The following is a 9,538-nucleotide window of genomic DNA, read 5'->3' on the forward strand; positions in this document are numbered from 1 at the left end:
GCGCTCGCCGGGAGCCTCGCCGAGCACCCCGACCTGCACGCCGTCACCGAACTCGCGCTCACCGCGCGCAGCGCATCCCCCGAGCGGATCGCCGCGGGCACCGCGATCGACGCGGGCGGCCTGCTACCCGACACCGCGTCGGTGAACAGTTGGACCCAGCGGGTGCACGAGGTCGACGCGATGGAACTGCTCGAGGTCCAACTGTGCAACCAGACCGCGCCGTTCATCCTCGTCAGCCGGCTGCGCCCGGTGATGGCCGCATCATCCGCGCGCCGCAAGTACGTCGTGAACGTCTCGGCGATGGAGGGCCAGTTCAGTCGCGCCTACAAGGGCCCCGGCCACCCGCACACCAACATGGCCAAGGCGGCGCTGAACATGCTGACCCGCACCAGCGCCGCGGAGATGCTCGAGCAGGACGGCATCCTGATGACGGCGGTGGACACCGGCTGGATCACCGACGAGCGCCCGCATCCGACCAAGTTGCGGCTCGCCGACGAGGGTTTCCACGCGCCGCTGGACCTCGTCGACGGCGCCGCCAGGGTGTATGACCCCATCGTCCGCGGAGAATCGGGCGAAGATCTGCACGGCTGCTTTCTGAAGGACTATTCGCCGAGCAACTGGTAGCTGCCCCGACGTACCGACACCCGTTCCCCGGCCTCGAGGAACCGAGGCCCACCGGCACCCAACGACGAGCGCGCGGCCAGCCGTACGCCTGCGGCGGCGACGTCGGTCAGATGGGTGAGCCGGGAGAGCTCCCATGCGTGCAGGCTGCGTCGCGGAACGGGGTCGGATCCGTTCCAGCCGTTGAGGGCTCGTGCAAGAGAGGCCGCATCACCGAGCGCCTTCGACGTCCCCGAGGCGGTGTGTGGGCGAACCGTTCCTGCCGCGTCGCCGATCAGAGCGACGCGGTCGGCGGCCATCCGGGTCGGGGGCAGATCGAACACCGGTTGCATGAACACCGTCGACAGCCGTACCAGCTCGGCGAACGGGCCGGGCAGCGCCTCGTCGGCCAGCGAGAGAAGCGCGTCCTCGGGCTCTGGCCTGAGTTCCCCCGGCGGTAGGAAGTGCGCGTACTTCTGACCGGACCGGCCGACCATCAATCCGGCAACGGCTGCTTTCGAGGTGTTCACGTACCAGACCCAGTTGACCCGTCGGTTGCCCGGGTCGGTCTCGCCGTGCACACCGGGAACGAGGTAACACAGCATCTGCATGCCCGAAACCCCGAACGACGTGAAGCGCTTCGCCAGCAGATCCACCAGCGCTTCCGGAAGTTCCGACTCCGGCTCGAGGCCGCGGAAGGCGACATACCCGGCGTAGTCGCCGTCATCGCGACCGCTCGTCAGAAGCCTTGTCGCAGAGCCGACTCCGTCAGCTCCGACCAGGAAGTCCGCACTGTGGGAGAAGCCACCTCCGAAGACTGCGGTGACACTGTCGCCGTCGAGTCGAAGATGGTCGAGTCTGCTGTCGAAACGGACGCACACCCCCTCGAGGGGCTGGCGCAGAGCGTCGTAGACGGTGTCCCAGGCGGTCATCCACTGCGGGGCTTGATACCGCGAAGGTGTTCCGTGTCGATGGAGTTGTTGGCGCTGCGACAGCGCCACGCTCACCGACGGGACGGACCTTCCGACACGGGCGAGCAGCGAGGCGACCTCTGGTTGCATCACGATGCCGGCACCACGCGGTTGAGTCCTGTCGACGGAGCGCTCGTGAACGGCGATTTCGGCTCCCGCGGAGGCCAGTTCGTGTGCGGCGGCGAGCCCCCCGAGGGATCCTCCGATGACCACCGCGCTGAACGATGTAGTCGCCTGTGAGGTCGAAAGAGCTTTCATAGTGGCTGATTCCGTCCTCGTGCGGTGTGCGATCACGGGTCAGTCGACAGCGTTGACGCGGCTGACGATCAGCGGGTCGGCGGGGGTGAACGGGAAGCCGGGCAGATCGTCGAGGTGGGTGCCGAAAGCGGCAGCGAGCACTTCGCGGGAGTAGGCGCTCGCCGAGGCTCGGTAGCCGATGTCGGCAGGGAAGGGCTGGTCGAAGAAGATCAGAAAGTGCCAGTCGTCGGTTCCGATGTTCTCGATGTGGTGCGGATAGGCGCGCGGGATGAAGTACATGTCGCCGGTGGTCATGGTCCAGGTGTCCAGCGTCCCATCGGGATTCATCACCGTCATCCGGGCGTCGCCGTGCTGGACGTAGCCCATCTCGGCGGTCACGGGATGCCAGTGTGGTTCCCGCATCCCGACCTCGGTGACCCGCAGCGAGTACATCGAGATGTCCTTCAAGACCGGCCAGAACTGATCACGCGCGAAGCGGGCGTTGCCGCTGACGTAGTTCAATCCCGGTGCCTGGGCTTCGATGTCGAACTTGTGCGGGTCTCGAAAGTAGGCTCCCGGCGGGATCTCGGGATCACCGATGCGGGCGGCCAGTTTGTGATCGGTGGTGTCGCGTCGGATCTTGGCCATGTCGGCGGCGGGCAGGTCGTAGGTGTTGCCCAGCACGGCGTCGGAGAAAGCGCCCAGCGTGGCGCCGAACCCGAAGTCCTCAGGCCGTTCGTTGCGGAACGCGATGATGAACTCGGCGACCTCGTCACCGATGTTCTCGATGTGGTGCAGTGAGCCCGACGCGGCATGGAACATCTGCCCGGCGGTGACGACAAAAGTCGAGAACTTGCTGCCGTCGTCGAGGATGGACACCAGCGCGGTGCCCGACACGCAATAGGTCAGTTCGTTGGCGTTGGCATGCCAGTGCGGGGTCCGCATCGTTCCGGGGTTCAGCAGCACCCGCTTGATCGACAGCCCCTTGAGGATCGGCAGATTGTCGGCGGTGACTCGGCGCATGGAGCCCAGGTCGGACTCCTCGACGATCTCACCGTCGAGCAGTGAGGTGGTGTGGCTGCTGCGCGAAATGGACGCTGTCATCGGTGCTCCTGGGTCATCGGTCCTCCTGGGAATCCTGGGCCACTGCTGGAGATGACTCTCCTCCGGTCGGCGCCCGGTGTCATGGACGCTGGCCGCCGTACCCGTGGCGGATTCTGCGCCCGGTCGCTTCCTGCTAGCTGCAATGCGCTGCTCGGTGTGGCTAGGGCGGATGGTTCCGGCCGGCCGACGTGGGGGACGTGAAGTTCAACAGGGCGGTGGTGGTGATCACGTCGTGGCCATGACCGATGCGGAGATTCGTCAACCAATTTGGCTGATCGCCGTCATCGACGGGGTTCCGACGCTGATAATCAGGCGGGCGGCGAAGTACTGACCGATCGAGATCCGACGTAGGCACGGCAATAGGAGCCTGTATGAAGTCTGGTGCGAAGGAATATGAGGAAGACGCCCGTCGGCTTCGCGAGTTCTCCGCGTTCGATGGGTTGTCGGACGACGAACTCAAGCATCTCGCGCGAGCAGCGCGCCACACTTCGACGTCTGCACCCTGGCCGCTGATGCATGAGCAGACACCGTCGGACGCCTGCTACATCCTGCTCAGTGGCGAAGCAGCGGTGTATCTGGGCCGCGACCGAGTCGCAAAATTGGAACCGGGTGAGGTGATTGGTGAATCCGCTCTCCTTCGCGGAAAACTGCGCACTGCAACCGTAACGACGACGGGGCCAGCTGAGGTACTGCATTACAATCGCGAGGTTTTGGCTGACCTGCTGGAGAAGATACCTGCATTGCGTGACGCCATAGCCGCGACTGTCACCCGGCACTCGCTTGGAGCGGCAACATCGGATCAGAGCCAGCAAGGCGATTGAGCCGGAGCACATTTCGGACAGAACGTGGATCAAGCCCGCCCTACTTGCGATGTGCGCGTTCGGCACGTTGACTCAATGTCTGCGTCCATATGCGGGAGCTGCTAAGACCAGAGCACCTCAAAGACTCGCTGTGGTCCTTGAATGCCTTTGAGTTGCTCTTCGCGGGCTTCACCGAACTGGAATTCGTGACTGCCCGCGACCAGCTCGCGCATCACCGCCGACACGAGGATCTGGCCGCCGCTCGCTGTCGCCGCAATCCGCGCTGCGAGGATCACGTTGTGTCCGAAGAAGTCTTCTCGGTCGCGAATTACCTCACCACTGTGCAGTCCAATACGCACCCGCACCACCTGGCTGCCGGTTTGATCTCGCCGCACTGCCAGGTCGCGCTGGATTTCGATTGCGCAGCGCATCGCGCTGCTGGCACTACCGAACGCGACCATGAATCCGTCGCCTTGCGATTTGACCTCGAAACCATGATGCACGGCCAGATGGCCTCGGATGAGCGCATTGTGGCGGTGCAGGACCTTCAGCCAACGCTCGTCGCCGAGCTGCTCGGTCAGTACCGTCGAGCCTTCGATGTCGGAGAACATGATTGTGACTGTTCCGTCGGGGGCGGCGACCGGGCGAAGGTCGGGCTGGTCCCGCTCCACGGACAGCGCGACGCCGTCCAGCGCCGACCAGGCGAGCGTCGCCCTCAGTTCCTGGTGCTCCTTGCGCAGCCGATTGAGTCGCTCTGTTTCGACGCGCATGCCGATCTGACGTGTGAGGGCAAGTCCATGGTCGATCAGGCCCATCGCCTTCTCCTGATTGCCCAACTGGGATCTGCCGAGAAGCGTACGGGCGTACTCGTAGCACACCCGGGGTGTCAGAAAGTCGCAGCCGATCTCAGCGTTATGCGCGAGCGCGAGTCCGAAGTGGCGAACCGCGTCCTCATGGCGTGCGGCTGCCGAGGCGGCAAAACCGAGGAATGCGTGGTTGGAGCCGAGGCAACCGGCGGCTGCGAGAAACAACGTGCAGCGGTCGGCGTAAGGCACCAACAACTCGTACAGAGTGTTCGCGGCTTCGGGGTCGCCGATCTTGACCGATGCGACCGCAAGCGCGCAGAGCGACGTCAACCGGTCACTGCTGTGCCGCAACCCCGCGAAGCCGTCCGCCGCGAGGGTCGCAAACTCCAACCGGGCCTCGTCGAGTTGGCCGATCTCGGTGAGCAGCCACACGTAGGCGGACGGCCACGCTTGGCCGTAGCGGGCCGAGGTCTGGCGCCCGGTGTCCGTCAACTGATCCAGGCTGCCGTCTGCCACCCGCGTGAGGAACGAGTGGGCCTCGAACACGATTTCGGCCGCTTCCCGCTGGGCTCGCTGGCCAATCGACAGCGCCGTTCGCGCAAGGCGCTCAGACTCCTTGTACCGACCCCGCATCAGCGCTCGCATCGTGCGGAACACGGCCGTCTGCCACAGATAGCGTGGTTGGCGCAACTCGCCTGCGAGTCGGTCGCACGCCGCGATCTCCTCATCGACTGCGGAAAAGTCGCCGAGCTGTGCAAGCGCGATCAATCGCAGGTGGTGACCCTCGAATTGCATGTCGCGGTCACCGACGATCCGAGCGAGCCGCACCATCTCCTCGCCTGACGCGATCGCCTCATCGATTCGGTCGGGGCCCAACGTCGACCACTGCCGGCTGTGCATGGCGAGTAGCAGGATCTTCGTGTCCCCAACGCGCTCGGCCATCTCGATGGCCTGCGCGCTTGCCCGGTCGGCTTCCTCCAGAGTTCCCCGGCAGCGGAGCTCCAGAGCCAGCCGAGCCAACACTGTCACCCGCAACGCGCTGTCCCGTGCAGGCAACACCTCGAGTGCCTCGCTCAGCATCGCCACCAGCTGTTCATCGGCACGATCCGTGATCGAGAATCCCCCCGGGCCGCCACCGTATCCGAGGGCTGCACGGGCGTAATGATCGTTGAGCGCGAGTTCACGGGCCATCGACGCAGCCTCGCCGAACGTTTCGCGGGCACCTTCGGCTTCACCAGCCCGCCACCGGGCGTCCCCGAGCGCCAGCAGCAGATCGCATCGTCGCTGCGGTTCCTCGGGGAGCGTGTCGAAGAGCTGCAGCGCCGTGGAGTACAGGCTGACTGCGTCTTCGTAGGCGTACGTGGCTGCCGCCCTTTCGCCTGCCCACCACGCGTATTCGGCTGCTTTCCCGACGTCACCGTGCGGTGCCGCCCTCGCGAGGTGGTACGCGACAGTCGACAGATGGGACTCGATCCGGTCGGCGTAGAGCTCCTCGATTGCCTCACCGGCAGCGATGTGCAGTTGCGAGCGGCGCAAGGCGGGCAAGTCGTCGTAGAGCGCGTCTCGCGTTGCGGCGTGTGCGAACACGTACCGGCCCGGCTCACCTGTGGCCTGGCGCAGGATCGCGCCGTCGAGCGCGGGCTGCATCCGTGAGAGTGCAGTGCTCGCCTCCAGACCACTGACATGCGTCAAGATCTGCACACCGAACTCACGGCCGACGACAGCGGCCGTCGAGAGTAGCTCGAGTGTCTCATTTGGGAGCTTCGCCAACCGGTGGGAGACGACTTCGCGGATTCCGCGGGGGATCCCGAGCTCCTCGCCACCCCGGATGTCGGTAACCCACCGGCCATCGCGCCACTCGAGCACCTCGGAGTCGATCAAGTGACGGATGATCTCCTCGGTGAAGTACGGGTTTCCCTCTGACTCGCGGCACACGGCGTCCGCGAGCGCGAGTTCATTTCGTTGCTCGAGCGGTTGTTGCAACACCGATTCGAGCATGGCCTTGACGTGTTGATCGGAGAGTCCTCGCAGCCTGACCCGCGCGTAGCCCCTCTCCTTGCTGAGTGTGGTGAGTACCTCGTTCAGGTGGTGGTCACCGGGGAGCTCGTCGCGGTAGGTGCCAAGCAGAAACACCCGTGAGCGGGCCAGCTCGCGGACCACGTATTCCAGAAGCATCAAAGAGGGGCGGTCGGCCTGCTGCAGGTCTTCGAGGAAGATCGCTATCGGCTGGCGCTCGGAGGCGCCGATCAAGAATCGCGACACCGAATCGAACAGTTTGAATCGTGCTTGCTCTGCGTCGAGCGGCTGCGATTCTGGGATCTCCGGCATGCGCTCGCGCACTTCGGAAACGATCTGTCCGATCTCAAACGCCCCGGAACCCAGGTCGGCAGCGACTGAGTCGGCATGGTCACGCGCATAGTCGCGAATCACCTGCACCCACGGCCAGTAGGGGGGAGCACCCGAGCCCGCATAGCAGCGTCCCCAGAGGACCTGCGCCCCCCGCAGCGCCGCGTAAGCGGCAGCTTCTGATGCCAGTCGCGTCTTGCCGATTCCCGACTCTCCGCTCACCAGCAGCGTCCGGCCTCGGCGGCCGATTGCGTCATCAATCGCTGCGCGAAGTGTATGCGTCTCGCGCTCACGCCCGATGAAACCGCTGTCCGTGATCCGGTCGAGCGCCGCGACGTCGTGGCTTGCGGTATCACCACCGGCAACCGCAACAGCGATGAGCACGAGCGCGTTGCGAACCTCGGCTGCTTTTTGGGGGCGAGCATCCGGCGACTTCGCGAGCATCCTCACCAGCAATTGGTCGAGCGCTGCCGGAACGCCTGGCCGATGCCCGCTCGGCGCTACCGGAGCAGTCGAAACATGTTGGGAGACAACAGCGGCTGCCGTCTCGCCAACGAAGGGGGGTACTCCACAGAGCAATTCGTACAGAAGGGCGCCGAGAGAGTAGATGTCAGACCGCGCATCGGAACCGCGGCCGAGACTCTGCTCAGGCGGCATATAGGCGACCGTTCCGATCATCGTCCCCGCCGCTGTCATGCGGGTTCCGCCTTCGGCGGCCGCAAGCCCGAAATCGCCGATTTTGGCGGTGCCATCTGGGGCCAGCCAAACATTCTGGGGCTTGACGTCACGATGTACGACGCCGTGAGCGTGCGCGTGCGCAAGCCCGCTGGCAATGTCGCTGCCGATACGAACGACCTCCTCGAGAGCAAGCCGGTGGTCGGCCGCGTCCGAGAGCAGGTCGTACAGGTCGCCGCCGGCCATATACGGGCTGATCAAGTACAACTGCCCTGACTCTTCGCCGAAGTCATAGACGTTCACGACATTGGGATGCTCACCGAGTTTCGCCATCGCCGCAGCCTCACGGCGCGCACGGCGGATGGTCGTCTCATCCGATGCGTCGGCCTTGAACACCGCTGCGGCCACGTCGCGCTGCAATCGCGTGTCGCTGGCGAGATACACCCGCTTCCCGGCACCTTCGCCGAGCAGGCCGCCGAGCGTGTATCGCCCGTCGGCAAGTGTCCGAGGGGGTGGCGCGTCACGCGCCTGCGCCCGCCCCGACCTGGGGTCCAGCTCGGTGCCGCAGTCGTCACAGAAGCGCTGCGAATTCGGCTTGCGTGCACCGCACTGCGGACATGTCACCTGAACAGATGTCGCGGCACCGCACGTGCGCAGAATTTGGCTTGTGGCCGGTTTGCGGCTCCGCACTCGTTGCATTGCACGCTCGGTGACGTGCTCATCGATCAGCTACCTCAACGCCGCGCCGGGAAGACCGCCGACCGACAGCGTCCCCGGGCCCACATGCGTCGCGACCACGGGGCCGAGTTCCGAGATGAACTCGGGCGGAGTGCCGAACACACCGCCGAGACGATCGACAAGCATCTGCGCGTCCTCGTGTGCATGCGCGTGTTGGACGAACCAGCGGTCGGCGCCCACACCGCGACGCTGTCGCATCAGCTCGACCAACCGCTCGACACCGCGCTTGCGCGCGCGCACGCGCTCCACAGCCTTGATCTCCGAGCCCACCAACAGGATCGGCTTGAGGTCCAGCGCTGATCCGAGCCACGCTGCCGCGTTGCCGATGCGCCCGCCACGCCTCAGATACTCCAACGTGTCGACAAGGAACCACTGTCTGACCTCTTGGCGAGCCTGGCGTGTACGGGCGACCACCCCCGAGCTGTCTTCCCCCGCGGCAGCCGCCCTTGCGGCTGCGAGCGCTTGCAGCGCCAGGTGTCCGGCCGTGCCGGCCGAGTCGATGACGATCAACCTGTCGGGGCCACAGCCCTCCGACTCCAGTCGTGCGGCTGCCTGCCGAGCCATCGAACAAGTGGGGGACAGTCCGGAGGAGAGCAACACGGCGACGACGGCGCTGTGCTGCTGCAGCAGCCGGTCGAACACTGCCACGAAGTCGTCGACGGTCGGCGGCGCTGTCGTCGCGGTGATTTTCGACGCGTCCAGTTCCGCATAAAATCGTCCGAAATCGCCGTCGAAATCGGATTCCCGCAGGCCGCGGCTCGACAGTTCGGGGCCGTCTGCGGATGTGGTGCCGTGGACGTCGTAGTACAGCGAAACCACAGTGATATTGAGGCTGTCGACAAGCGCGGGTGGCAGATATGCGGTGCTGTCAGTAACTACCGCGACGTCACCCACATTCGCCCCCCGTCGGCTCCCGACCACCAGTATGACCCGTCGCAGAGTCACTCACCGTGGGAATGAACCGCGGTCTTGGCTAGTGGGTGTACCGTACCGCTCTCAGTAGGCCCGTCGAAAGAGCTCGCCGACATTGGTCAACCGCTCATTTCTCGGTGGGACTTCCCGGCGGAAACACGGCGCGACGTCGGCCGCTTGGCGCTGGAGACAGCTCCTCACTCATCGTTCCGAGATGGGGCGCTGTGCCCGAGAGTGCCGCCGGGATGGGGCAGACTTGCGCAGATGACCAACCCGCCGCACCGCCCCGGGCAGCCTGGTTGGCGCGACCGGGGCACCCCACCCTCCGATCCGGCGACCCACCGGCTTC

At 65.4% G+C, this 9,538-nt stretch carries 6 protein-coding genes; 2 read left to right on the forward strand and 4 right to left on the reverse strand.

Annotated elements, in window-relative coordinates; all coding sequences use genetic code 11:
• The coding region (locus tag WA965_RS23015) for an SDR family oxidoreductase (protein WP_526448111.1) at positions 1–624 on the forward strand (624 nt) is incomplete at its 5' end.
• Here WA965_RS23015 and WA965_RS23020 read toward each other — a convergent pair.
• Both WA965_RS23020 and WA965_RS23025 read right to left on the reverse strand, forming a co-directional pair.
• Positions 603–1,829, reverse strand: coding sequence for an FAD-dependent oxidoreductase (locus WA965_RS23020; protein ID WP_526303023.1), 1,227 nt, complete (start codon positions 1,827–1,829; stop codon positions 603–605). The two genes, WA965_RS23015 and WA965_RS23020, sit on opposite strands and share 22 nt — an antisense overlap.
• Before the next feature lie 39 nt (positions 1,830–1,868).
• Complete coding sequence (locus WA965_RS23025) at positions 1,869–2,912, reverse strand: cupin domain-containing protein (RefSeq protein ID WP_526303024.1); 1,044 nt, start codon at positions 2,910–2,912, stop codon at positions 1,869–1,871.
• Positions 2,913–3,283: 371 nt separating this feature from the next.
• On the opposite strand from WA965_RS23025, the gene WA965_RS23030 reads away from it, so the two are divergent.
• Positions 3,284–3,733 carry a Crp/Fnr family transcriptional regulator gene (locus WA965_RS23030; protein WP_526303025.1) on the forward strand — a complete coding sequence of 150 codons (450 nt, stop codon included), beginning with the start codon at positions 3,284–3,286 and terminating at the stop codon, positions 3,731–3,733.
• Between the two features lie 101 nt (positions 3,734–3,834).
• On the opposite strand, the gene WA965_RS23035 is transcribed toward WA965_RS23030, so the two are convergent.
• Entirely contained in the window at positions 3,835–8,163 is a 4,329-nt protein-coding gene (locus WA965_RS23035; RefSeq protein ID WP_526303026.1) for a protein kinase domain-containing protein, read from the reverse strand.
• Positions 8,164–8,268: 105 nt separating this feature from the next.
• A complete protein-coding gene (locus WA965_RS23040) occupies positions 8,269–9,171 on the reverse strand; it encodes a DegV family protein (RefSeq protein WP_526303027.1) in 903 nt (300 codons plus the stop codon).
• Positions 9,172–9,538: the final 367 nt, after the last annotated feature.

It is taken from the genome of Mycobacterium sp. (assembly GCF_049683935.1).
Classification (GTDB): Bacteria; Actinomycetota; Actinomycetes; order Mycobacteriales; family Mycobacteriaceae; genus Mycobacterium.